This window comes from Streptococcus pasteurianus (assembly GCF_004843545.1).
In the GTDB taxonomy this organism is placed as follows: Bacteria; Bacillota; Bacilli; order Lactobacillales; family Streptococcaceae; genus Streptococcus; species Streptococcus pasteurianus.
The window spans coordinates 1,735,561-1,759,461 of the sequence record NZ_CP039457.1 but is presented as its reverse complement, the minus strand read 5'-3'; the positions used below and the strand labels follow the sequence as shown (position 1 = coordinate 1,759,461).

21 protein-coding genes are annotated in these 23,901 nt (G+C 36.7%); 16 read left to right on the top strand and 5 right to left on the bottom strand.

Going from position 1 to position 23,901, the window contains the following annotated elements; all coding sequences use genetic code 11:
- Positions 1 to 19: 19 nt before the first annotated feature.
- Entirely contained in the window at positions 20 to 460 is a 441-nt protein-coding gene (locus tag E8M05_RS09195) for an Rrf2 family transcriptional regulator (protein ID WP_003066214.1), read from the bottom strand.
- 181 nt (positions 461 to 641) lie between these two features.
- Here E8M05_RS09195 and E8M05_RS09190 point away from each other — a divergent pair, with 181 nt between their 5' ends.
- The gene (locus E8M05_RS09190; protein WP_003066212.1) at positions 642 to 1,271 is read left to right on the top strand and encodes an NAD(P)-dependent oxidoreductase; all 630 of its coding nucleotides are present in this window, start codon (positions 642 to 644) and stop codon (positions 1,269 to 1,271) included.
- A 59-nt stretch (positions 1,272 to 1,330) separates the two neighbouring features.
- On the opposite strand, the gene brnQ is transcribed toward E8M05_RS09190, so the two are convergent.
- Positions 1,331 to 2,704 carry a branched-chain amino acid transport system II carrier protein gene (gene brnQ, locus E8M05_RS09185; RefSeq protein WP_003066210.1) on the bottom strand — a complete coding sequence of 458 codons (1,374 nt, stop codon included), beginning with the start codon at positions 2,702 to 2,704 and terminating at the stop codon, positions 1,331 to 1,333.
- A 335-nt stretch (positions 2,705 to 3,039) separates the two neighbouring features.
- Here brnQ and sstT point away from each other — a divergent pair, with 335 nt between their 5' ends.
- From sstT to E8M05_RS09160, 5 genes are all read left to right on the top strand, one after another.
- The gene (sstT, locus tag E8M05_RS09180; protein ID WP_003066208.1) at positions 3,040 to 4,266 is read left to right on the top strand and encodes a serine/threonine transporter SstT; all 1,227 of its coding nucleotides are present in this window, start codon (positions 3,040 to 3,042) and stop codon (positions 4,264 to 4,266) included.
- Positions 4,267 to 4,416: 150 nt separating this feature from the next.
- On the top strand, positions 4,417 to 5,271 hold the full coding sequence (locus tag E8M05_RS09175; RefSeq protein WP_013643373.1) for an SAM hydrolase/SAM-dependent halogenase family protein: 855 nt from the start codon (positions 4,417 to 4,419) through the stop codon (positions 5,269 to 5,271).
- Complete coding sequence (locus E8M05_RS09170; RefSeq protein WP_003066204.1) at positions 5,268 to 5,816, top strand: ECF-type riboflavin transporter substrate-binding protein; 549 nt, start codon at positions 5,268 to 5,270, stop codon at positions 5,814 to 5,816. The genes E8M05_RS09175 and E8M05_RS09170 overlap by 4 nt, the downstream gene beginning before the upstream one ends.
- Before the next feature lie 55 nt (positions 5,817 to 5,871).
- Complete coding sequence (locus E8M05_RS09165; protein ID WP_003066201.1) at positions 5,872 to 7,548, top strand: ABC transporter ATP-binding protein; 1,677 nt, start codon at positions 5,872 to 5,874, stop codon at positions 7,546 to 7,548.
- Positions 7,541 to 8,371: an energy-coupling factor transporter transmembrane component T family protein gene (locus E8M05_RS09160; RefSeq protein WP_003066199.1), complete on the top strand. Its 831-nt coding sequence runs from the start codon at positions 7,541 to 7,543 to the stop codon at positions 8,369 to 8,371. Before E8M05_RS09165 ends, E8M05_RS09160 begins: the two co-directional genes overlap by 8 nt.
- 53 nt (positions 8,372 to 8,424) lie before the next feature.
- On the opposite strand, the gene ktrA is transcribed toward E8M05_RS09160, so the two are convergent.
- The 3 genes from ktrA to rsmG all read right to left on the bottom strand — a co-directional run bounded on the left by ktrA (position 8,425) and on the right by rsmG (position 11,264).
- Complete coding sequence (gene ktrA / locus E8M05_RS09155) at positions 8,425 to 9,096, bottom strand: potassium uptake transporter gating subunit KtrA (RefSeq protein ID WP_003066197.1); 672 nt, start codon at positions 9,094 to 9,096, stop codon at positions 8,425 to 8,427.
- Between the two features lie 11 nt (positions 9,097 to 9,107).
- Positions 9,108 to 10,481 (bottom strand): TrkH family potassium uptake protein, encoded by a 1,374-nt coding sequence (locus E8M05_RS09150; RefSeq protein ID WP_003066196.1) that lies wholly within the window; start codon positions 10,479 to 10,481, stop codon positions 9,108 to 9,110.
- A 69-nt stretch (positions 10,482 to 10,550) separates the two neighbouring features.
- On the bottom strand, positions 10,551 to 11,264 hold the full coding sequence (gene rsmG, locus E8M05_RS09145; RefSeq protein ID WP_041973360.1) for a 16S rRNA (guanine(527)-N(7))-methyltransferase RsmG: 714 nt from the start codon (positions 11,262 to 11,264) through the stop codon (positions 10,551 to 10,553).
- A gap of 330 nt (positions 11,265 to 11,594) precedes the next feature.
- Here rsmG and E8M05_RS09140 point away from each other — a divergent pair, with 330 nt between their 5' ends.
- The 10 genes from E8M05_RS09140 to E8M05_RS09095 all read left to right on the top strand — a co-directional run bounded on the left by E8M05_RS09140 (position 11,595) and on the right by E8M05_RS09095 (position 23,704).
- Positions 11,595 to 12,143, top strand: coding sequence for a LemA family protein (locus E8M05_RS09140; protein WP_013852188.1), 549 nt, complete (start codon positions 11,595 to 11,597; stop codon positions 12,141 to 12,143).
- Positions 12,144 to 12,269: 126 nt separating this feature from the next.
- Positions 12,270 to 13,169 carry a zinc metalloprotease HtpX gene (htpX, locus tag E8M05_RS09135; protein ID WP_003066190.1) on the top strand — a complete coding sequence of 300 codons (900 nt, stop codon included), beginning with the start codon at positions 12,270 to 12,272 and terminating at the stop codon, positions 13,167 to 13,169.
- Positions 13,170 to 13,307: 138 nt separating this feature from the next.
- Positions 13,308 to 13,844: a YceD family protein gene (locus tag E8M05_RS09130; protein ID WP_013852190.1), complete on the top strand. Its 537-nt coding sequence runs from the start codon at positions 13,308 to 13,310 to the stop codon at positions 13,842 to 13,844.
- A 244-nt stretch (positions 13,845 to 14,088) separates the two neighbouring features.
- Positions 14,089 to 14,781 carry a response regulator transcription factor gene (locus E8M05_RS09125; protein WP_003066186.1) on the top strand — a complete coding sequence of 231 codons (693 nt, stop codon included), beginning with the start codon at positions 14,089 to 14,091 and terminating at the stop codon, positions 14,779 to 14,781.
- Between the two features lie 68 nt (positions 14,782 to 14,849).
- Complete coding sequence (locus E8M05_RS09120; RefSeq protein WP_231557397.1) at positions 14,850 to 16,265, top strand: HAMP domain-containing sensor histidine kinase; 1,416 nt, start codon at positions 14,850 to 14,852, stop codon at positions 16,263 to 16,265.
- A gap of 189 nt (positions 16,266 to 16,454) precedes the next feature.
- On the top strand, positions 16,455 to 16,949 hold the full coding sequence (nrdR, locus tag E8M05_RS09115) for a transcriptional regulator NrdR (RefSeq protein WP_003066183.1): 495 nt from the start codon (positions 16,455 to 16,457) through the stop codon (positions 16,947 to 16,949).
- Positions 16,936 to 18,093, top strand: a complete 1,158-nt coding sequence (locus tag E8M05_RS09110) for a DnaD domain-containing protein (RefSeq protein ID WP_003066180.1) — start codon at positions 16,936 to 16,938, stop codon at positions 18,091 to 18,093. Before nrdR ends, E8M05_RS09110 begins: the two co-directional genes overlap by 14 nt.
- A 10-nt stretch (positions 18,094 to 18,103) precedes the next feature.
- Positions 18,104 to 19,006: a primosomal protein DnaI gene (dnaI, locus tag E8M05_RS09105; RefSeq protein ID WP_013852182.1), complete on the top strand. Its 903-nt coding sequence runs from the start codon at positions 18,104 to 18,106 to the stop codon at positions 19,004 to 19,006.
- A 154-nt stretch (positions 19,007 to 19,160) separates the two neighbouring features.
- A complete protein-coding gene (gene der / locus E8M05_RS09100) occupies positions 19,161 to 20,471 on the top strand; it encodes a ribosome biogenesis GTPase Der (protein WP_003066176.1) in 1,311 nt (436 codons plus the stop codon).
- A 143-nt stretch (positions 20,472 to 20,614) separates the two neighbouring features.
- Complete coding sequence (locus tag E8M05_RS09095) at positions 20,615 to 23,704, top strand: pilus expression-regulating Snf2 family helicase (protein ID WP_041973349.1); 3,090 nt, start codon at positions 20,615 to 20,617, stop codon at positions 23,702 to 23,704.
- Positions 23,705 to 23,901 lie beyond the last annotated feature (197 nt).

Genomic DNA, 23,901 nt, shown 5'->3' with positions numbered 1-23,901 from the left:
TCTGTGAAAACAGAAGTGCTTAATGATTGTTTTGTGCTATTTTATTGTCCATGTCTGTAATGAGACTAGCAAGAGTGATATTCTCGAGAGAAGCTTTAAAATTTTCTTGAACCTCATCAATACGTGGTTGTAAAACGGAGTTCACCACGCGACCAACTGGGCAATTGGGGTTGGTATCATCATTAGCTTTAAAAATAGGCTTGTTTTTATCTTCGACTGCTTGAAAAATATCCCAAAAAGTGAGTTCTTGAGGTGCTTTTGTCAAATGCGCTCCGCCAACACCAGCTTCTACCTTTACGAGTTCAGCTTTTTGTAATTTCCCCAATAAATTTCGGACAATCACAGGATTGGTCTGGATACTGTTAGCGAGAAAGGTAGATGTCACTTTTTCTTTATTTTCAAAATGATAAATAGCTAATAGGATATGGACAGAAGTCGCTAATCGTGCAGAGTAAGGCATTTTTTCTCCTTGTACTAATCTAATTTGTTAAGAGTATTATAGCATATTTTTGTTGTAATTAAAAAACTTACAACTTTTTAGTTGTAACTATTGACATTACATCTGAAGAAGAATATACTATAGATATAGTTGTAATTGAATATATTACAACGAAAATTATTTATATTTTGGAGGAATCATTATGAAAATTGCAGTAGTTGCCGCAAATGGTAAAGCAGGTCAATTAATCGTTGAAGAAGCGCTTAATCGCGGACATGATGTCACAGCAGTTGTTCGTAGTTCTAATAAATCAAAAGCTCAGAAAGTTATTGAAAAAGACTTATTTGACTTAACAAAAGAAGATCTGGCTGGCTTTGATGTGGTTGTGGATGCTTTTGGGGCTTGGACAGAAGACCAACTTCATCTTCACAGCGATTCACAAAAGCATTTAGCAGATTTGTTGTCAGGAACAGATACACGCTTGATGATTGTTGGTGGTGCAGGAAGTCTTTATGTCAATCCTGAACATACCGTGCAATTGGTTGACACACCAGAATTTCCTGCTGTTTTCAAACCATTGGCTAATGCGCAACGTCAATCATTGGCAGAAATTCGTGAACGCAATGATGTCAAATGGACATTTGTTAGCCCAGCAGCAGATTTTCAAGCTGACGGTAACCGTATAGGGCAATATATTCTTGCTGGTGAAGAATTAACTACAAACGATAAGGGTGAAAGTATTATCAGCTATGCAGACTATGCTATTGGCTTTGTTGATGAAATTGAAAATAGCAAACACATCCAAGAACGCATTAGTTTGCTTGGAAAATAAGATAACAAAACACACCAAACTCATTTGAGTTTAGTGTGTTTTGTTAGTAATCATATTATCTATGCTTTTTTGACTTTTGTGATAAATATGCTAAGAATGAAGCCGACGAGGGCAAAGCTAATCCACCCCATTGAGAATTGTCCGAATGGAACAATTGTTGTGAAGAATTCAACGAAGCTCGTTGGAAGTGTGAATAAGCCAGTCATTGTAGATAATGTTGAAAAGGCATCATATAGTGCTGGAATAACAGTGAAACCAATGGTTAAGCGATAAACAATTGGACTATTATTGAAGAATTTATCAAGGAGTACCAAAAGAACAATCACGACTGTAAGTGGGTAGAGAAGGTAAAGAACTGGCAATGACCATTTAATCAACTCAGAAAGACCACCAAAGTAGAAGAATAAAGCAATCAAGGTAAAGATACTTGCCCAAGCAACGTGAGACAATTTTGGTTGTAGTTTGTGGAAATATTCTGCGCAGGCTGTGATTAGCCCTGTTGCTGTCGTTAAGCAAGCAAGGAAAATTGCTGCCGCAAGAACTGCTCGTCCAGTGTTTCCAAGATAGAAATAAGCTGCTTGTCCTAAAACGTTTCCACCATCAATAGCAGCGCCATTAAATGTAAATTGTCCGTTAGTAAGTGTAAATAAGCTTTGTGATGTTGCACCGATACGAGACACAAAAATGTAAATAAGCGCAAGCAATATGGTTGCAATGATACCAGATTTGAAGGTCAAAAGAGCGACTTCTGACTGATTTTTGGCACCGTGTTGTTTACTAGCATTGATAACGATAATGGCAAAAGCAAGGGAGGCAAGGGCGTCCATTGTACCATATCCTTGAATGAGCCCCGCAACAAAAGGGACGTCTTTAAAGGCATTACTAATATCGTTAGCGGCGTTATAAGCAGTACCAATGTCACCAGCTGGTTTGACAAAGGAAGCAATCACCAAGATTGCAAGAATGATAAGAAGCGCAGGTGTCAAATATTTCCCAATACGATCAGCAATCTTGCTTGGTTTAATGGCTAAAATGTACGAAAGACCAAAAAAGAGCAAACCGTAAGCAATTTTTACACCAATGCTATCACCTAAAATTGGTTGAATCCCAATCGAGAATGAAGTAGCACCTGTCCTTGGAATCGCAAAGAAAGGTCCAATTGACAAATAGAGGGCAATCGAAAATAACAAGGCATAGTGGCGTGAAACAGGGCGTGCAAAATCCTCGACGTCGCTAGCACCAGAATAAGCAACAGCAACGACTCCAAGCAATGGCAAAGTGACGCCTGTCAAGCAGAAACCAAGAATAGCCAAGGTTAAGTTACTTCCAGAATAAATGCCTAAAAAGGCAGGGTAAATAAGGTTACCCGCTCCAAAAAATAGAGCAAATAACATGAAACCGATAATGACATAAATATTTTTAAATGGTTTCATATGTCCTCCTAATAATGAAAAATGCTTACAATTACTTTTTAATTGAGTAAAATTGTATGACAAATATTATAGCGAACCGACAAGCTGTCGTCAATAGAAGAAAAGTTCAAAAATGATAAACAAATGCTCATAAAAAGCTGGCAATCCGTGTCCTAAAGCCGCAAAATACGGTAAATAATGACAAAAGAGGTATCATCAAAAAATTTAAATTGTGAAAATATTTGGGAAATAGTGTATTTAAGTGCTGTTATTTAACAAATCTTGTGAGAAGGATGTTTGACGAAGTAGCGGTTTTGTATTATTATAAAAAAGTTATTACTATATGAGGAGTTACTATGAGACATTTTATTGGGGTTTGGAATAGAACTAGCCTAATCAAACGTATCATTATGGGAGTGATCCTTGGTTTAATTCTGGGAGTATCCTTTCCAAAATTATCAGGAATCGGCATTTTGGGAGATTTATTTGTAGGTGGTCTTAAAGCTGTGGCACCATTACTGGTTTTTGTTTTGGTTGCCAATGCTTTATCACAACATGAAGCAGGACAAAAGACTAATATGTCAACAGTTGTCGGCCTTTACCTTATTGGAACATTGGCTGCAGCGCTAGTAGCAATATTAGTTAACTACATTTTCCCGTTAAAATTGACATTAGCCAATGTAGCAGAATCGGATTTATCAGCACCAGAAGGGGTAGCAGAAGTTTTCAAAGACCTCTTACTCAAAGTTGTGGATAACCCTGTCAATGCTATTGCATCTGCTAACTATATTGGAGTGCTGGCCTGGGCAGTTGTCTTTGGGCTTGCGATGCGCAATGCCAGCCAACAAACTAAAGACTTACTACAAACTATGGCAGAAGTAACGTCGCAGGTTGTGCGTTGGATTATTAATTTAGCGCCATTTGGTATTTTAGGTTTGGTCTTTAACACTATTTCTGATAATGGAATCGGAATTTTAGCTAATTATGGTTTCTTGATTGTAACTCTAGTTGGAACAATGTTTTTTGTGGCTCTGGTGGTTAATCCATTAATTGCGTTTGTGATGATCCGTCAAAATCCCTACCCACTTGTTTTTCGTTGTTTGAAAGAATCTGGTTTGACAGCTTTCTTTACGCGTAGTTCAGCGGCAAATATCCCTGTCAATATGAAACTCTGTGAAGATTTAGGCTTGAATAAAGATACTTATTCAGTATCTATTCCTCTTGGAGCAACAATCAATATGGCTGGTGCAGCGATTACGATTAACGTCTTAACACTCGCTGCGGTTAATACCCTCGGAATTAGTGTTGATTTTCCAACAGCTTTCTTATTGAGTGTGATTTCAGCAGTATCTGCTTGTGGTGCTTCTGGTGTGGCAGGTGGTTCTCTCCTATTGATTCCAGTTGCGTGTAGTTTATTTGGTATTTCAAACGATATTGCTATGCAAGTTGTTGGTGTTGGGTTTATTGTTGGTGTTGTTCAAGATTCTTGTGAAACAGCGCTTAACTCATCAACGGACGTTCTTTTTACAGCAGTAGCTGAAAAATCCGTCTGGGGTAAAAACAAAAAAGCAAAACATAACTAATCACCGTAGTTGGGCAAATTGCTCAGCTATTTTTTATATTAAAACCCTTGCTATAACCTGTATTTATAACTAGTTCAAGAAATAAGCTTCTTTAAATTGAACCTTATTTATGATAAAATAAAACAACATCAAAAAGGAGGAAATATCATTTTGAGCAATCATTTACTTGTTTTACAATCGGATTTTGGTTTGGTTGACGGGGCAGTTGCTGCCATGGTTGGAGTTGCCTTGCAGGAAGAGCCAACTTTAAAAATTCATAATTTAACTCATGATATTACTCCTTATAATATCTTTGAGGCCTCTTATCGCCTTTTTCAAACGGTGGAATATTGGCCAGAAGGAACCACTTTTGTTTCAGTGGTTGATCCAGGAGTTGGTTCAAAGCGAAAAAGTGTTGTTGCTTTAACAGAGAACAACCAGTTTATCGTGACACCTGATAATGGCACTTTAACCTATATCAAAACACATGTTGGTATCAAGGCAGTCCGAGAAATTTCAGAGGTTAAAAATAGACGCAAGAATACAGAGTATTCTTATACATTCCACGGACGTGATGTTTATGCTTATACAGGAGCAAAACTAGCTAGCGGTCATATTTCATTTGAAGAAGTGGGACCAGAATTACCTGTTGAAGCTGTTTTGGAATTGCCTGTCGTTGAGACAGAAATTCTGGAGAATGCTGTGCGTGGGGCAGTCGATATTTTAGATGTTCGTTTTGGGTCATTGTGGACATCAATTAAACGTGAAGAGTTTTATACGTTATCGCCTGAATTTGGTGACCGTTTTGAAGTGACCATTTTTAATAACGATATGTTGGTTTACCAAAATCAAGTGACTTACGGAAAATCATTTGCAGATGTGCGAATTGGTCAGCCGATTATCTATATTAACTCACTTTATCGTGTTGGACTTGCTATCAACCAAGGGTCATTTGCCAAGGCTTATAATGTTGGGGTCGGATCTAATTGGCGCATTGAGATTAAAAAATTAGGAGTATCATTATGAAAAATAATTCGATAAAAACCGTTGTTGCGACAGGAATTGGCGCAGCCTTGTTCATTATCGTTGGAACTTTGATTAACATTCCAACACCTATCCCAAATACCAATATTCAATTACAATATGCCGTAATTGCTCTTTTTGCTGTGATTTATGGTCCGACGGTTGGTTTCTTTTCTGGTTTTATTGGACATGCCCTGAAAGATGCCCTTCAATATGGTTCACCTTGGTGGACATGGGTGCTTGTTAGTGGCTTGATTGGTTTGGCTATTGGCTTATTAGCTAAGAAAATCAATATTGAAAAAAGTCCTTTGACAGTAAAAGATTATGTTTGGTTTAATGCTGTACAGATTATTGCTAATGTTGTTGGTTGGGCTTTGATTGCCCCTTATGGTGATATTTTGATTTACAGCGAACCAGCAAGCAAAGTTTTTGCTCAAGGTATTTTATCAGCAGCTATCAACAGTTTGACAATCGCTATTGGTGGTTCCCTCTTGCTTGCAGTATATTCTAAAACACGCACGCAATCAGGTAGCCTAACCAAAGATTAATACATAAGTAGAAGCAGGGGTTCCCTGCTCCTAATCATTTTTTAGGAGAATAGTCATGAAGCCCTTTATTCAATTTAAGGATTTCACTTTTAAATATGATATTCAAGCAGAACCAACGTTAGAATCTCTTAATTTAACGATTGAAAAAGGACAAAAGGTACTCATCATAGGTCCATCAGGTTCTGGAAAATCAACAATTGGTCACTGTCTTAATGGGATTATCCCTAATATTTACCATGGGGAGAAATCTGGGCAGTTTACTATTGATGGTAAAGAAGCATTTGGCTTGTCTATTTACGACAAGTCTCATTTGGTTTCTACGGTTTTACAAGACCCAGATGGTCAATTCATTGGATTAACTGTGGCAGAGGACTTGGCTTTTGCGCTTGAAAATGACTGTGTTTCTTTGGAAGAAATGCAAGAAAAAGTTGCTCATTGGGCAAAAAGGCTTGATTTAACAGAGTTTTTAGACAATCGTCCGCAAGATTTGTCAGGTGGACAAAAACAACGTGTTAGTTTAGCGGGGGTTCTGATTGATGAGAGTCCGATTTTACTTTTTGACGAGCCCCTTGCCAATCTAGACCCAAAATCAGGTCAAGAAATGATTGATTTGATTGACCATATTCATCATGAAGAAAAGGCGACGACGATTATCATTGAACATCGTTTGGAAGATGTGCTCTATCGTCATGTGGATAAAGTCGTTTTGGTGAATGATGGTCAGATTTTATTTGATGGTCATCCAGATGAGCTATTACGGACAGAGCTTTTGATTCAAAATGGCATTCGTGAGCCACTTTACGTAACGGCTTTAAAAGATTTGGGTGTTGATGTGACATCAATGGAACATCTGTCAGATCTAAGTCAAGTTGATTTGACAAATATTACTGTAATGGCGCCTAGTTCAATTCAAGAAGAAGTACCGCAGGATAAGCTTTTAACGGTTGAGCAGCTACATTTTGCTTATCAAGAGAATCGTTCTATTTTGAAAAATATCAATTTTGAGATTAATCAAGGTGAACGGATTGCCATTGTGGGAAAAAATGGTGCTGGCAAGTCAACTTTGGCAAAAGCTATCTGCCAATTTATCACGCCAGAAGGTGATATTCGTTATAGAGGACAATCGATTATGATGGAGTCTATCAAAGAGCGTGCCGAAAAAATCGGTTATGTTCTTCAAAATCCAAATCAGATGATTAGTCAGACGATGATTTTTGATGAGGTGGCGCTTGGACTTCGTTTGCGTGGAGTAGCTGAGCAAGACGTTGAAAAACGCGTGTTGGAAACGTTAAAAGTTTGTGGTTTATATGAATTCCGAAAATGGCCTATTTCTGCGCTGTCTTTTGGTCAGAAAAAACGAGTGACAATTGCTTCGGTTCTGGTAATGAATCCTGAAATCATTCTTTTAGATGAACCGACAGCAGGTCAAGATAAGCGAAATTATACTGAAATCATGAATTTCCTTAATCAGCTCAATAAAGCAGGGCATACCATTATCATGATAACCCATGATATGCAGTTGATGTTGGAGTATTCTGACCGCAGTATTGTAGTGAGCAATGGTGAAATCATTGCGGATTGTTCGCCAGTGGCATTATTCAATCAAAATACTATCCTAGAAAAAGCTAACTTGAAAAAGACTAGCTTGTTTGAATTAGCAGAAAAATTAGCAGTTGACCCAATTGCCTTGACGCATTATTACATTGAAAAAGAGGGAGGTATTCATGGCTAGTCATCTTATTGGTTATCAGAGTGGTCGTGGTTTCCTTTATCAATTGTCAGGTGCCAGCAAATTAATTTTCTTTGTTTTGGTATCGGTTGCTTGTATGACAACCTATGATACGCGTTTGATAGCAGCAATTGGTATTGCTTCCCTTGTTTTGTTTAAAATAGCAGGCATTCGTTGGCAGCAAGTTTCTTTTGTCGTCAAATTTATTGGCTTTTTTGCTTTTTTAAATGTGGTCATGGTGTATTTGTTTGCGCCGAATTATGGCGAAACAATTTATGGAACTAAGACCATTTTGCTACAAGGCTATGGGCGATTTTATCTTACCAGTCAAGAATTATTTTATCTGTTTAACCTTGCTTTGAAATATTTTTGCACGGTTCCGTTGGCTGTCTTATTTCTTATGACAACGCAGCCAAGTCAATTTGCTTCAAGTCTGAATCAAATCGGTGTGTCTTACAAGGTCGCCTATGCAGTTAGTCTGACCCTACGCTATATTCCTAACGTGCAAGAAGAATTTTACATGATTCGAATGTCACAAGAAGCGCGTGGACTGGAACTATCACAAAAAGAAAAACTAATGAAACGTATCAAAGGAAACCTCCAAATTGTCATTCCCTTGATTTTCAGCTCACTTGAGCGAATTGATACGGTGTCAACAGCCATGGAGCTACGTCGTTTTGGAAAAAATAAAAAGCGTACTTGGTACACTTATCAAAAATTCACAACAGCGGATTTGTTGACTATTGTGGTTGCTATTTTACTAGTCATTATTAGTTTGTGGCTTTTCCATCTTAACCAAGGACGTTTTTACAATCCTTGGCATTAAAAAAACGTATAACCCAGAACAATTAGCTGTTCAACGGTTTATACGTTTTTTTCTTATTTCAAATAACCAAGATAATCAAATTTTTCAAACGTATTGTCATTTGCAATGGCAACGACTTCAGTATTGGCTTCAAAAGCTTGGTTGGGATTGATAGGGGTATCAAGACTTGACGTTGATTTTTTACGAATACCGATTAAATTAAGATCGTATTTGTGTCGAAGGTCCAGCTGAACTAGACTTTTTCCAACCCAAGAATCAGGAATAGAAAATTCAATCATAGCAATATTATCCTCGATGTGAATAATATTTTTAATATGGTGTCGAAGCATATTTGAAGCAACTCTTTTTCCAGAGTCGCGTTCTGGTGTGATAACTTTAGTCGCCCCAATGCCGTAAAGCACTTCTTCATAAGTTGCATTTTTGGCTTTGGCCAGAATAGTTTTTACCCCTAATTTTTTACAGTGCATAATGGCAAGAACTGAAGATTCCAGGGTGTTTCCAGTTGCAATTACGACAACATCACATTGCGCAATGCCGACGGCTTTTAAAAATTCAATATCTGTCATATCACCAACAGCTGCCTTAGTTGCCATATCAGCCACATTTTGAACGAGATTTTCATATCTATCTAAAGCAATGACCTCTTGCTCGAATTTATTTAATTCTTCAACAACAGTACGTCCAAAAATTCCTAATCCAAGAACTCCAAAAATCTTTTTTGTCATAATAATTTCCTCTAACCAACATTAATATTTGTTTGTGCGTAGCGAATATCTTTTTCCTTCTTTTGCAAAAGACTAAGTAGTACAGTAATCGGTCCAACACGTCCGATAAACATAAGTGTCATGATGACAAATCGCCCTGCTTGCGATAATTTAGGCGTTAAATCCATGGAAACTCCGACCGTAGCAATCGCAGAAATGGCTTCAAACAGCAGAGCTAATGGGTCATGAAGTGGTTCGAATTCCAAAAGTAACAGATAGCCGATAGTTAAAATAGTAAAGAAAAAGATTAACACGGTAAGTGTTTGTTTTATAGCTTTATTGGCAATAACACGGTGGCGGAAAGTGACCTCATTTTGCCCTGCAAGTTCGGATTTGAAAAGCAAGAAGGCAATTGCAACTGTTGTCACTTTAACACCGCCAGCCGTACCACCAGGAGCACCACCGATAATCATTTGAATCATATAAAGAACATTCGTTGCTGAATGCGTATCAAGATAAGAAATCGTTGCAAATCCAGCCGTCCGCATGGTTACTGATTGGAAAAAGCAGACCATGATCTGTTGAAAAAAGGTGTAGTGCCCAATTGTCTTAGCATTTTTAAATTCAATTAGCCACGTCAATGCTGTTCCAAGCAGTAAAAGTATTCCCGTTGTAGCAAGCACTAAACGTGTCTGATTGCTTAATGAGCGAGAAAATGCAGAGAAGCGATAAGGTTTGTCTTTGATAAAGTGTTTGATAGCTTTTTTTAAATCCATCCAAACAGCAAACCCGATTCCGCCAGATATGATTGCAGTGGTAACCGCCAGATTAACCAAGGGCTTTAGAGCGAATTGTTTAAGGCTAGCATCGCCAAAATTATCAAACCCAGCATTACAAAAGGCAGAGACAGCAAGAAAAATAGCATTAAAAATACCGTGCCCCAAGCCAAAACGTGGAATAAAATCAAAGAGCAATACAATAGCAACCAAGGACTCAATAATAAAAGTGATTTTGTAAGCATTAAAAAGGTAATGTCTAAGGTCATTGTTATTGTCATAGCTAAGCGCTGATTGCAGCAAACTCTGCTCTGATAAATTCATGCGACGACGTAAAAGGTAGGTACTGATTGCAATTAAAGTAACCAATCCTAGTCCACCAATTTGCATGAGACACATTGCAATCACTTGACCGAGTCCATTATAAACACTTGCGACAGGAACGACTGATAATCCCGTCACACAAACCATTGAAACCACATTGAACAAGTGGTCAAGGTAAGTAGTGCTAGGAGCATCGGCATAGTGAACTATCGGGAGTGAGAGTAACAAACTCCCAATAAAAATGACGATGACAAAACTAAACGTTAACCGTCGCGTACTTGTTAAAGATTTAAAAATGCTATTCAAAGAGTATTCCTCCTAAACTCCAAAACGGTTTTCAAAGCCTTCTAAAAGAGCCTTACGGCTCATAACATATTAAAGAGGTTTTTTATTTGGCATCCCAGCCTTACGTGGGTATTTATTTGGTGTTTCTTTTTTCTTTTCAAGAATTGTGATTTGGCGACTATCGCCATTTGGCAATTCATAATGATAATTGTCTATGAGTTTTGAAAAAAGAATTGTCATGGCATTTTTGGCATCTGCCAATTCTTCTTCGGCAGCAGAAGCTTTAAGAGCAATTAATTGCCCACCAACTTTTAAAAATGGGATTGTCAATTCGGTCAATACTTGGAGACGAGCAACAGCTCGTGCTGTTACAATATCATAGCTTGCGCGGAAATGCTTATCTTGACCAAAATCTTCAGCACGTCCATGGTAAAAATGAACGCCCTCTAAGCCAAGTTCATCTGCCAATAAATTAAGAAAATTAATACGCTTATTTAGCGAATCAATGATAGTAACATCAATATCAGGGCATAAAATCTTGATAGGAATACTTGGAAAACCGGCTCCAGCTCCAATATCTAGCAAACAAATCGCTTGATTTGTTATTTTTCCTTGAAGAACGGGAGCAATAGAATCATAAAAATGTTTCAAATAAACCCCCTCTTCATCCGTAATAGCCGTCAAATTAATCTTTTGATTCCATTCAACCAAAAGCTCAAAATAACGTTCAAATTGCTTTTTTTGTGTATCTGTCAACTCAAAACCTTGTTGACTAAGTTTCTTATAAAATTCTTCAGGTGTCATGATTATCAGTAAAGAAAGCATTAGCAGCCTGCAAAACACAAACCACCACAACTTTCTTTAATATCCTTTCAATTCCAATATATGTCATCTTATTTTACCATAAAATCCCATCCAATAACATTCTTAGAAATAGTTATAACATCCGAAAAACTAATTTTCCCCCAGCTTCTTATGTAATCACTTTAAGAATTAAAAGAAAACTGATATAATAAGCCTAGAAAGTATATTTTTATCTATTTATTTTAGTAGTTTATCAAAAGCTTTTGTGTAGCGGTAGGTTACAAAAAGCAACTGATTTTGGAAGGGTATGTCATACCCAAGGAGGAATTTATGATTTTTGTTATTATCGCTATTATTGTTTTAGTAGTTTGGATTATTGCTGTCTATAATGGTCTTGTTAAAAGTCGTATGCAAACTAAGGAATCTTGGAGTCAAATTGATGTGCAACTCAAACGTCGTAATGACCTCATTCCGAATTTGATTGAGACTGTAAAAGGCTACGCAGCTTATGAAGAAAAAACATTTGCTAAGATTACAGAATTGCGCAGTCAAGTTGCTCAAGCAGAAACACCAGCAGAAGCAATGCACGCGTCAAATGCTCTTACCAAACAACTCTCAAGCTTGATTGCTGTTGCTGAAAATTATCCTGAACTTAAAGCTAATAACAGCTTTATCAAGTTGCAAGATGAATTGACAAATACAGAAAACAAAATTTCTTATTCACGTCAGTTGTTCAATACAACAACAGCAAATTATAATGTTAAATTAGAAACTTTCCCAAGTAATATCATCGCAGGTATGTTTGGCTTTAAACCAAGCCAATTCTTGGAAACACCTGAAGATGAAAAAGAAACACCAAAAGTATCATTTGACTTTTAAAAAATGGTGTTTTGAGAAGTTGTTTTAAAGCAACCTTTAATAAAGAAAGGAATAAAATGGAAGGTCTCTTGAAATGGTTGGTGACTTTAACAACTCAAAGAGACTTTCTATTTTCTTAATAAAATCATGTTATACGATCAAATTTCTAGTAACAAGCGAAGAACGGTTGTTTTGATTCTTGTTTTCTTCTTGATTTTGTCAGCTATTGGTGCCGCAGTAGGCTATCTTTGGTTAGATAGCCTAGAATTCGGTGTGGTTATCGCCTTAATCATTGGTGGAATCTATGCTGCTAGTATGATTTTTCAATCTACAAATGTTGTCATGTCAATGAACAATGCGCGTGAAGTCAGCGAGGAAGAAGCCCCAGAACTTTATCATATTGTAGAAGATATGGCAATGGTGGCACAAATTCCAATGCCGCGCGTGTTTATCGTTGAAGATGATTCTTTAAATGCGTTTGCGACAGGTTCGAGTCCTGAAAATGCTGCCGTCGCAGCCACCACAGGATTGTTAGCTGTGATGAATCGTGAAGAATTGGAAGGTGTTATCGGACACGAAGTTAGTCATATTCGTAATTACGATATCCGCATTTCTACCATTGCTGTCGCCTTAGCCAGCGCAGTGACTTTGATTGCCAGTATTGGTAGTCGCATGATGTGGTTTGGTGGGAACAGTCGTCGCCAATCAAATAACCGTGATGAGGGTGGTCTTGGTATTTTGATGCTTCTCTTTTCGATTTTATCGTTAATTTTAGCACCACTTGCTGCAACTCTTGTTCAATTAGCGATTTCACGGCAACGTGAATACCTTGCTGATGCCAGTTCTGTTGAACTCACTCGCAACCCTGAAGGAATGATTAAAGCACTTCAAAAACTGGAGCAATCTTCTCCAATGCATCATCCTGTTGATGAAGCAAGTGCGGCACTCTATATTAATGACCCTATCAAAAAAGAAGAAAGAACAACATCATTGTTCAATACACATCCATCTATTTCGGATCGTATTGAACGTCTTCGTCAAATGTAAGTATTTTTCTCCTTCACACGCTTGTGTGAAGTTTTTTGTTGCTACGTTATTCAATAAGCTTTATTATTGGTAGTAATATGTACAGACAATACTGTAAAAAGTTGGTATAATAGTAAAGAAATTTTAAAAGAGGTAATAATGATGTTTTCAATTTCGGAAATAAAAAAGAATTCAGATGGAATTAGTTTTAATTCTGTTTTAGAAATTAAAGAAAAATTAATAGAACGTACTAAAGATGTGCTAGATGTTAAAGAGATTTTTGTACAAGGAACTATTTCCTACGATGATGGCTTATATCTGTTAAATTATACACTTGATTATACGATTACGTTACCATCAAGTCGCTCAATGTTGCCTGTAGATGTACATCAAGTTGAAGAAGTCTCAGAAATTTTTATTGACGCAGCGGATATTCATGCAAAAGAAGATCTTGTTAGAGAAAATCTTGTCTTAGTACTTGAAGAAGATTATATTGATTTAGAAGAGAGTGCTATTGATAATATTTTATTAACGATTCCAATGCAAGTTTTAAGCGAAGAAGAACAAAATTCTGACACAATGCCATCAGGAAATAGCTGGTCAGTTTTGACAGAAGAACAATATAATGCCCTGCAGAATAAGAAGAAAAAAGAAAATAGTCCGTTTTCTGCTTTAAATGGATTGTTTGAAGATTGATAATATTTTTATTAAAAAAATAAAGTATTCTTGAATTATTGTTAACACTTTGATATACTTTTAAAGTGTTATAGTATACTTATCTTTAATATTTGCTTTGATGATATTATAACAAATCAGCAATAATGCTATAATATTTTTTTAATCAATAAACAAAGGAGGCGCTCTGTATAAGAGTGTATACTTTAGCAAAATAGAGATTTTATAATTTTTAGAATAATAAAATAATAAAAGGTTGGTGACAATGAGTAAAAAGATTTTAATTATTGAAGATGAAAAAAATCTTGCACGCTTTGTGTCTTTGGAATTACAACATGAAGGTTATTCAGTAGTTGTAGAAACAAACGGGCGTTTAGGGCTTCAAACAGCTCTTGATGATGATTTTGACTTGATTTTGCTTGATTTAATGCTTCCAGATATGGATGGATTTGAAATTACGCGTCGTCTTCGATTGGAAAAAGAAACTTCTATTATTATGATGACAGCTCGCGACTCTATTATGGATATTGTTGCTGGGCTTGATCGTGGTGCAGACGACTATATTGTCAAACCATTTGCAATTGAAGAACTCTTGGCTCGTGTTCGTGCCGTTTTTCGTCGGCAAGATGTTGAATTTAAACGAGAACAGGGTAATCAAGGAAAAGAAGGATTGCTTGGTCTACGCTTAAATCCTCAAAATCGTTCAGCGGTTCGAGGTGATGATGAAATTTCGCTTACAAAACGTGAGTACGATTTGTTAAGTGTTCTTTTGTCGAATGTTAATCGTGTAATGACACGTGAAGAACTGTTAGCCAATGTTTGGAGATATGATACTGATATTGAGACAAATGTTGTTGATGTTTACATTCGTTACCTTCGCGGAAAAGTCGATATTCCAGGTAAAGAATCTTACATTCAAACAGTTCGTGGAATGGGCTACATTATTCGAGAAAAATAATGATAAAATGGGAAGAAAAGTCTTTATCTAGAAAAATATCGATTTTCTCTTTGCTTCGGATTCTCCTTGTGTTAACTATTTTTAATCTAATCGTTTACTTTGGGACTACCCAAATCTTTTTAGCACGAGAACGTTACGATGTTGAGCAAGGTGCCGAAGTAGTGAGAGATTTTTTGTCTCAAGAAAGTGCACTGACAGTTGATAATCTTTTGGAGCTGTTGGATGAATATAATGCTACGAGGTCACTTGTTGAGGAAGATGGTACCCAATATATCCTAGATAAAAGTGGTGGTATTGATGATTTGACTTCTGATAATCAAGATGTCGCCATTTTTAACAAGGATAAGCAATTAGTTTTAACGACTGATAAGTCAGTTGCAAATTTTAAAACAGGTACAGTTGGCAAGATAAAAATCTACCGTGCACCTGCTTTTACAGGTTACTATTCAACGGCGAAAGTTTACTCCAAAAACACAAAAGAAGTTATTGGCTATGTGACGCTTTTTCAACACTTTAGCTCCTACTATCGGATGCGATATTGTCTTGTAGCAATCCTTTTGATTACAGAGTTGGCTGAGATGGGGTTAATTTCACATGTTCTTTTCTCTTCGACAAAACGCTTTTTACGTCCGTTGGAAGAATTTCAAGGAGTTGTTAGTAATATTGCCGAAACCCCTGGTGATTTGACTGTCCGTAGTGCTATTCATTCTGGAGATGAAATTGAAGAAATTTCTGCTAACTTTGATAAAATGCTAGACCAAATTGAAGGGTATACTAAAAGACAAGCGCGTTTTGTTAGTGATGTTAGTCATGAATTACGAACACCGATTGCAGTTATTAAAGGACATCTTGGTTTACTGAAACGTTGGGGGAAAGAAGACCAACATATTCTTGAAGAAAGTTTAGATGCTGCTTATCATGAAACGGATCGAATGTCCATTATGGTTAATGAAATGCTAGATATGGTTCGTGTTCAGGGAAGTTTTGATTTACACAAAGGTGAAAAAACAGATTTGAAAAAATCAATTGAATTTGTTTTGGGAAATTTCCGTATTTTGCACCCAGATTTTAATTTTCAATTTTCAACAAGTGTGGAAGAATGTGTCTTTGCAGAAATTTACAAAAATCATTTCGAACAGGCAATTTTGATTTTAATTGATAATGGCGTAAAATATTCTTCTGGAAGTAAAATAATACATGTGACTTTGGACGTCCAAGGAGATGATGCTATTATCAAAGTTCAGGATGAAGGAGAAGGTATTTCTCAGGAAGACCTAAAATATATTTTTGAACGTTTTTATCGAACAGATAAATCACGTAATTGTGTTTCGACACAAGGAGGTCTTGGGATTGGTTTAGCTATTCTTAAGCAGATTGTTAATGCTTATGAGATCAATGTTAGCGTTAATAGTGTTGTTGATGAAGGCACGGAGTTTACATTGGTTATTCCGATAATTAAGGCAAAACAAGATAAAACAGACTGAGTTTTTCTCTCGGTCTGTTCGTTTTTCTAATAAAGCATAATTGAACGGTCAATTTTTTATTAGAAAAGGGACAAGGTTTAAAAAATGGGAAAAGTTTTGGCTGATATGGTCAAACTGGTATTACTTTCCTAATGATTGATTTTATGTTAGAATAAAGTATTAAATTAATTGGTAAAATGGGGTGTTTGCATGCGTTGTCCAAAATGTAATTATAATAAATCAAGTGTTATTGATAGTCGCCAAGCTGAGGACGGAAATACCATTAGACGTCGTCGCGAATGTGAAAATTGTCATACACGTTTCACGACTTTTGAACGTGTTGAAGAATTGCCCTTACTAGTCATAAAAAAAGATGGAACGCGTGAACAATTTTCTCGTGAAAAGATTTTAAATGGTATTTTCCAAAGTGCTCAAAAACGTCCAGTATCAAGCGATGATATTGAACAAGTTGTCTCACGTATCGAGCAAAAAGTTCGTAGTGAGTACGAGGGTGAGGTTCCGAGTACAGCCATTGGTAACCTTGTCATGGATGAATTAGCTGAACTTGATGAGATCACTTATGTGCGTTTTGCCTCTGTTTACAAATCGTTTAAGGACGTTGATGAGATTGAAGAACTTCTACAACAAATTACCAAACGAGTTCATAGTAAGAAGAAAAGAAGTAATTTAAATGAGACCGATTGATGAGTTTTCTTATATCAAAAATAATAAGGTTTTATTAGATTCTGATAGTCTTAGCCAGTTGTATCACCCAGTGATTGGAAATCACGCGGTTTTGCTTTACGATTATTTATTGGCATTTTTTGATAATGGTGTTAAACGTCATAAATTTAGTGAGATTCTCAATCATTTGCAATTAAGCATGCATCAGGCGGAAGAAGCTTTTGCAATTTTGACTGCTGTTGATTTGCTTGTTTTGTACCAAACACGTGATGCTTATGTTTTAAAATTACAGCCAGCTTTGAATCGTGAAACTTTTCTTAGCAATCCTATCTATCGTCGTTTGTTAGAGCAGGAAATTGGAGATGTTGCAGTGGCGGAATTGGATATTAAAATTCCGCAAGAGGCTAGAGATATTTCCAAAAAATTCTCGGATATTTTTTCAGCAGAGGGGACACCAAAGCCAAAAGCAAATGTGTCAAAAAATCATTTTGATTTGGATAGCTTTGAGCGTTTGATGTTGCGTGATGGCCTGCAATTTAAAGATGAAAAAGCAGATGTTGTTTCGATTTACAGCCTTGCTGACCAATACACAATGAATTGGTTTGATACCTATCATTTGGCAAAAAGCACGGCTATTAATGGTAAAATTTCACCACAACGAATGACTGTTCAGTTGGAACAACAAAAAAATACGACATCACAAGATCAAAGCAAAGAGCAATTTGATGCCAAGGAACAAGTGATTATTCGTGAAGCTAAGCAAGCTAATGCAAGAGAATTTTTGGAGAAAATCAAAGCACCACGTCGTGCAGTAGTTACCGAGAGTGAGCGAAAATTATTGGAAGAATTAGCCAACATGAGCTTTTTAGATGAAGTAATTAACGTTATGGTGCTTTATACTTTAAGTAAAACACAGTCAGCTAATCTCAATAAACCTTACATTATGAAGGTAGCAAATGATTTTGCCTATCAAAATATTACGACTGCTGAAGCTGCTGTTTTGAAAATGCGTAGCTTTACCCAACGCAATAAAGACCGTAAAACACAAGCAAAGGTTGCTAAAAGCAATGTCCCTGAATGGACAGCAAAAGAATACAAGCACGTTGCTACTGCTGAAGAAAAGGCAAAATTGGAAGAACTCAAACGTAGCATGTTAGAAGATTAAGGAGCGAATGATGGAAAAAATCGGACAAACCTTGGCTAAACAGCTTCGCCAAAGTCACACAGACCTTAATGAATTGACCCAAGTTATTTTAGCAGATAAGGAAATTGCTGATTTTATCACGTCAAATGGCTTGACTCAGAAGCAAATTAACCGTAGCTTACCTAAGTTTAATCAATTCATGGTGGAGCGTGAAAAATTTCAAAATCAGGATAAATCCTATATTGCTAAAGGTTACAAGCCTGCTCTTAGCATGAATGAGGGCTATGCAGATGTCATTTATTTGGAAACACGCGAGTTAGTCGAGGCTAAAAAACGTCAAGATATTAAAAATCGTGTGACTTTGATTGGTTTGCCAGCTAGTCTCAAACACATTTCAACAGATGATCTTGATTTAGGAGACCCAAATCGTATTGAAATTTACAATTATTTGAACGATTACCAAAAAAATCTTGAGACTGGAACTCAAAAAGGGCTTTACGTTTTTGGAAATTTTGGTGTTGGGAAGTCTTATTTGATGGCTTATCTAGCAAATCGTTTATCTGCCAAGTACGGCAAGTCAACGACCTTGCTTCATTTTCCGACTTTCTGTGTTGATATTAAAAATGCTATCAATACAGGAACGGTGAAAGAGCAAATTGACCAAATCAAACAATCTGAAATTTTAGTTCTTGATGATATTGGGGCAGAGCAACAAAGCCCATGGATTCGTGATGATGTTTTGCAGGTTATTTTACAATACCGCATGCAAGAAAATCTCTTGACATTCTTTACATCAAATCTTGATGTTAAAGGACTTGAAGAACATTTTGCGGCATCACGTTCAGGTGATGAAACATGGCAAGCCAAGCGTGTCATGGAACGTATTCGTTATTTGGCTCGTGAAATTCATTTACAAGGTGATAATCGTCGCTAATCGTAAATCATTAAAAGTGATAAAATAGATAAAAGAATTTGAAAGGAATAAATTCGACAAAGGGATTCTTGAGAAATCAAAATGTCTTTCGTGTGGAAAAAAATCCACTTAAAATAGTTTAGACTGTTTTAACGAAGCTGGTACTAGAAGAATTATGGCTTTACCTACAGTTGCTATTGTCGGGCGTCCAAATGTTGGAAAATCGACTTTGTTTAACCGTATTGCCGGTGAGCGCATTTCAATTGTGGAAGATGTCGAAGGTGTTACACGTGACCGCATTTACACAACGGGTGAATGGCTTAACCGCAAGTTTTCATTGATTGATACTGGTGGTATTGATGACGTTGATGCACCATTTATGGAACAAATCAAACACCAAGCTGACATTGCGATGACTGAAGCAGATGTTATCGTGTTTGTGGTTTCAGGAAAAGAAGGCGTTACAGATGCTGATGAATATGTTTCAAAAATCTTGTATCGTACTAATAAACCAGTGATTTTAGTGGTCAATAAAGTTGACAACCCTGAAATGCGTAGTGATATTTATGACTTTTACTCACTTGGTCTTGGGGACCCATATCCAGTATCATCTGTTCACGGTATTGGTACAGGGGATGTCTTGGATGCTATCGTTGAAAATCTGCCTGTTGAGGAAGAGGACGAAAATCCAGATATTATCAAATTCAGTTTGATTGGTCGTCCAAACGTTGGTAAATCAAGTTTGATTAATGCGATTCTTGGTGAAGAACGTGTGATTGCAAGCCCAATTGCAGGGACAACACGTGATGCTATCGACACAAACTTTACGGACAGCGACGGTCAAGAATACACAATGATTGACACCGCAGGTATGCGTAAATCTGGTAAGGTTTATGAAAATACTGAAAAATATTCAGTAATGCGTTCAATGCGTGCCATTGATCGTTCAGACATCGTTCTTATGGTTATCAATGCCGAAGAAGGAATTCGTGAGTACGATAAACGTATTGCAGGATTTGCTCACGAAGCTGGTAAAGGAATCATTATCGTTGTTAACAAATGGGATACAATTGAAAAGGACAACCATACAGTTGTAAAATGGGAAGAAGATATTCGTGATCAATTCCAATTCTTGTCATATGCACCAATTGTCTTTGTTTCAGCGGCGACAAAACAACGCTTGAACAAATTACCTGATATGATTAAGAAAATTAGCGCAAGCCAAAACAAACGTATTCCGTCAGCTGTGCTTAATGATGTTATCATGGATGCTATTGCTATCAACCCAACACCAACAGATAAAGGGAAACGTTTGAAAATCTTCTACGGCACACAAGTTTCTGTTAAACCACCAACGTTTGTTATCTTTGTTAACGAAGAAGAACTCATGCACTTCTCATATATGCGTTTCTTGGAAAATCAAATCCGTGCAGCTTTCGGCTTTGAAGGCACACCAATCAATTTGATTGCCCGCAAACGTAAATAAGATTTAAAAGCACCGTTTGTGGTGCTTTTTTTGCTGCATTTGGAAAATATCGCTAAAAATAAAATTAAAAGGATTATTTTTTCAAGCTAAAGAGGGCTGAATTTGATATAATAAAAGGATAAGGAAAAAGGTGGTGGCTAAGAGTGGGTAGAATGATTCCAGGTCGAATTCGCAATCAGGGAATAGAACTTTACGAACAAGGTTTGGTTGATATTGTTAGTAAACAAGAAGAAGTAATTCAAGCGAAAGTTGGTGTACATCATCTTCAGTATGCTTTAGAAGATGAACAAGTGAGATGTGATTGTGATCTGTTTGCCAAGAAAAAATATTGTGAGCATTTGGCGGCTTTAGAGTACTTCCTAAAGAATAATACAGAAGGCAAAGAGTTGTCAGATGAGCTTAGTTCACATCAAGAAATTCAGCAAGAAACGAAAAAAGTAACCTCATTTGGTAGTGTCTTTCTGGACGGCTTGGTTATCAACGATGACGACACAACAAAATACCGTTTAGCAGCTTATGGTAATCAGAGCCCCTATTCATCAGATTATTGGTGGACGTTAAAAATTAATCGTTTGCCTGATGACCGTGCTTATGTTGTCCGAGACATTAAAGCCTTTTTAGCGATTATTAAAAGCGAAGGCTATTATCAAATTGGGAAAAATTATTTTGAACCTTTGTCTTTGATTCAATTTGATGAGGCTAGTAAAGACTTAATTCAATTTTTATGGCGTGTCTTGCCAGATAGTGACCGTGTTGATTTGGAGTATATTTTGCCAAATCACGGTCGAAATCTTGCGTTGACAAGTGGGACATTTGAGGAAGGCATTTCATTGTTAAACGCGCTTTATGATTTCTCATTTGAACACAATCATCAAAATTATGGGCAACTGGTTTTTAGACCATTAGATGCCTCAGAAGGGCTGTTGTCATTTAAAGTCATGGTTCACCGTCAATCAATTGAACTAATTATTACAGAAAAAACATTTCAGCCACTTTTTGACAATACTTTCTTATTTACAAATGGTATGATTTACGGTTTGAATTTGAAACAACAAAAAATCTTAGCCGCTGTTCGTAGTCTGCCGATTGAGTCTGATTTAGCGAAGCATTTGTTCTTTGATTTGGATGACCAAGCAAAATTAGCTGCTAGTTTGCTTGATTTTAAAGAGCTTGGAGTGGTTGAAGCTCCGAAAAGTTTTGAAATTCATGACTTTGTACCTTCTTTCCATTTAATGTTAAATGAATACCAAGAGATTGCTTTAAAGGTGACTTTTGATTATGGTACGGTTAAGGTCAGTAGTAAACGTGAACTCGAAGACTTACCATTTGCTAGTCATTTTAAGCATGAAGAACGTGTGTTTAGGACTTTAGAAGCAAATGGCTTTGCTGCCTCGTTTTCATCTTACCATGCACCTTTGGCGAATGAAGATTTATACGACTTTTTTACCAATACTTTGGAACAATTGGAACGTTTAGGTAAGGTAATCCTGTCTGATGATCTTGAGGAAATGCGTCAGTTTGAGCGCCCACAAGTTTCTGTTCAAACAAATGGTGGTTTGTTGGATATTTCTTTTGATTTTTCAACTATTTTTGAAAACGATATTGATGCTGCCTTAGAAGCACTCTTTAAAAATCAACCCTATTTTGTGAATGATGCTGGTAAATTAGTTGTTTTTGATGAGGAAACACAACGTGTCAGCAATGCTTTGCAAAAATTACGAGCTAAGCAGCTGAAAAATGGGCATTTACAATTAGAAGCCATTTCAGCGTTCCAAATTTCAGATTTATTCCAAGACAATGATCGTGTGACATTTTCAAAAGAAGTTGAACAATTGGCACACGATTTGAGACACCCAGAAAATTTTGAGGTTACGATTCCGGAATTAAACACGCAGTTGCGAGATTATCAGACGACTGGTGTTCGTTGGTTATCTATGCTTGACCATTACGGATTTGGTGGTATTTTAGCTGATGATATGGGACTCGGTAAAACCTTACAAACAATTGCTTTTCTAACCTCTAAATTAACGCCAGAAACACGCATTTTGATTTTATCGCCGTCAAGTTTGATTTACAATTGGCAGGATGAATTTACCCGCTTTGCACCAGAAATTGATGTCGTTGTGGCTTACGGTTTAAAAGCAGTGCGTGATGATATTATTTCGCAAAATCATCAGGTTGTGATTACTAGTTATTCCTCTTTCCGTCAAGATTTTGACGAATATAGTCAATTGAATTTTGATTATTTGATTTTGGATGAAGCGCAAGTGATGAAAAATACACAAACGAAGATTGCTCATTATTTGCGCCAATTTAAGGTTAAAAATTGTTTTGCTCTTTCTGGAACACCGATTGAAAATAAATTATTGGAAATCTGGTCAATTTTCCAAATTGTTTTACCAGGATTATTGCCAGATAAAAAACGTTTCCTCAAAATGGAAGCTAAGCAAGTGGCACGTTTTATTAAGCCATTTATCATGCGTCGCCGTAAAGAAGAAGTTCTTCCAGAATTACCAGATTTGATTGAAATTAATTATCCTAATGAGCTTGATCATAAGCAAAAAGCGATTTATTTAGCACAGCTTCGACAAATGCAAGAAACGATTGCAGGAGCATCTGATGCCGATATTAATCGTCGTAAGATTGAGATTTTATCAGGTATTACGCGTTTGCGGCAAATTTGTGACACACCAAGTCTCTTTATGGATTACAATGGTGAAAGTGGCAAACTAGATAGTCTTCGCACTCTCTTGATACAAGTTAAAGAAAATGGACACCGTGCTCTTATCTTTTCACAATTTAGAGGGATGCTTGATATTGCAGAAAAAGAAATGGAAGAGCTTGGTTTAACTTCCTACAAGATTACAGGGTCAACACCAGCGAATGCCCGTCAAGAAATGACACGAGCTTTTAATAATGGCTCAAAAGATACCTTCTTAATTTCTTTGAAAGCAGGTGGTGTAGGACTTAACTTGACTGGTGCCGATACGGTTATCTTGATTGACCTTTGGTGGAATCCAGCTGTTGAAATGCAAGCCATTAGCCGTGCTCATCGTATTGGTCAAAAAGCAAACGTCGAAGTTTATCGCTTAATTACACGCGGAACCATTGAAGAAAAAATTCTAGAAATGCAAGAAAGCAAGAAAAATCTTGTAACAACGGTACTTGATGGTAATGAAACTCGTGCTAGTATGACCATTGAAGACATTAAAGAAATTTTAGGTGTCGATTAATAATCTTAACGTCAGTTTTTCAGCTATGAAAGACTGACTTTCTTTTGTGAAAACTTTGAAAAAATACCTGAATTAGTTTATAATAAAAATGCTACAAAGTTGGGGTTTGATTTGAGCTAATTTTGGTTTCTAACTTTATTTTGAGATGGAATCTTTGAGTTACTAGGACGTAGGTCATGATAGTGACTATTTGCCTT